This is a genomic window from Rossellomorea sp. YZS02 (assembly GCF_033963925.1).
GTDB lineage: Bacteria > Bacillota > Bacilli > Bacillales > Bacillaceae_B > Rossellomorea.
On sequence record NZ_JAXBLY010000053.1, the window covers coordinates 1 to 973 of the forward strand.

Consider the following 973-nt stretch of genomic DNA (forward strand, 5'->3'; position numbering starts at 1 on the left):
CAAGTTTTCATGTTGTGTGTCGCTCGTTTGCGGCAACAAATAATACTTTACCAGTTAACTTCGCAGAAGTCAACTTCTTTTTATAACTTTCTCAAAAAAAGAGAGCTTCTCTCCATTTATCTTACAAGAAGAAAATGGCTCCGCAGGCAAGATTCGAACTTGCGACCGATCGGTTAACAGCCGATAGCTCTACCACTGAGCTACTGCGGAATAATAGAATGGTGGGCCTAAGTGGACTCGAACCACCGACCTCACGCTTATCAGGCGTGCGCTCTAACCAGCTGAGCTATAGGCCCATATAAGAAATAATTGGAGCGGGTGAAGGGAATCGAACCCTCATCATCAGCTTGGAAGGCTGAGGTTTTACCACTAAACTACACCCGCATGAATACTTTGGAGGCGGCAACCGGATTTGAACCGGTGATAAAGGTTTTGCAGACCTCTGCCTTACCACTTGGCTATGCCGCCGTTGGCTGGGCTAGCTGGATTCGAACCAACGCATGTCGCAGTCAAAGTGCGATGCCTTACCGCTTGGCTATAGCCCAATATAAAGGGCGACTGATGGGAATCGAACCCACGAATGCCTGAACCACAATCAGGTGCGTTAACCACTTCGCCACAATCGCCATGAAGAATATAATATTGGCAGGGGTAGTAGGAATCGAACCCACACCAAAGGTTTTGGAGACCTTCGTTCTACCGTTAAACTATACCCCTGTATGAAACACACATGTTTTCTTGCGTGTAGTTTAAGGAAGATTATTTTACTCCGCTCTCGCTTCGTAAAAAATCTTGGTGGAGGGGGGCAGATTCGAACTGCCGAACCCGAAGGAGCGGATTTACAGTCCGCCGCGTTTAGCCACTTCGCTACCCCTCCAAATAAAATAAATACTTAAAGGTTCTTAAGTATAAATGGTGGCTCAGGACGGAATCGAACCGCCGACACATGGATTTTCAGTCCATTGCTCTACCA

8 tRNA genes are annotated in these 973 nt (G+C 47.0%); all 8 read right to left on the reverse strand.

Annotated features, from left to right (window positions below):
- Positions 1–135: 135 nt before the first annotated feature.
- Positions 136–210, reverse strand: a tRNA-Asn gene (locus SLH55_RS23130).
- A 9-nt stretch (positions 211–219) separates the two neighbouring features.
- Positions 220–296 (reverse strand) — tRNA-Ile (locus tag SLH55_RS23135).
- 14 nt (positions 297–310) lie between these two features.
- Positions 311–384 (reverse strand) — tRNA-Gly (locus SLH55_RS23140).
- A 10-nt stretch (positions 385–394) separates the two neighbouring features.
- Positions 395–468, reverse strand: a tRNA-Cys gene (locus SLH55_RS23145).
- A 2-nt stretch (positions 469–470) separates the two neighbouring features.
- Positions 471–545: transfer RNA gene (locus SLH55_RS23150), tRNA-Gln, on the reverse strand.
- Between the two features lie 8 nt (positions 546–553).
- A tRNA-His gene (locus tag SLH55_RS23155) sits at positions 554–626 on the reverse strand.
- A gap of 17 nt (positions 627–643) precedes the next feature.
- Positions 644–717, reverse strand: a tRNA-Trp gene (locus SLH55_RS23160).
- A 76-nt stretch (positions 718–793) separates the two neighbouring features.
- Positions 794–877: transfer RNA gene (locus SLH55_RS23165), tRNA-Tyr, on the reverse strand.
- Positions 878–973 lie beyond the last annotated feature (96 nt).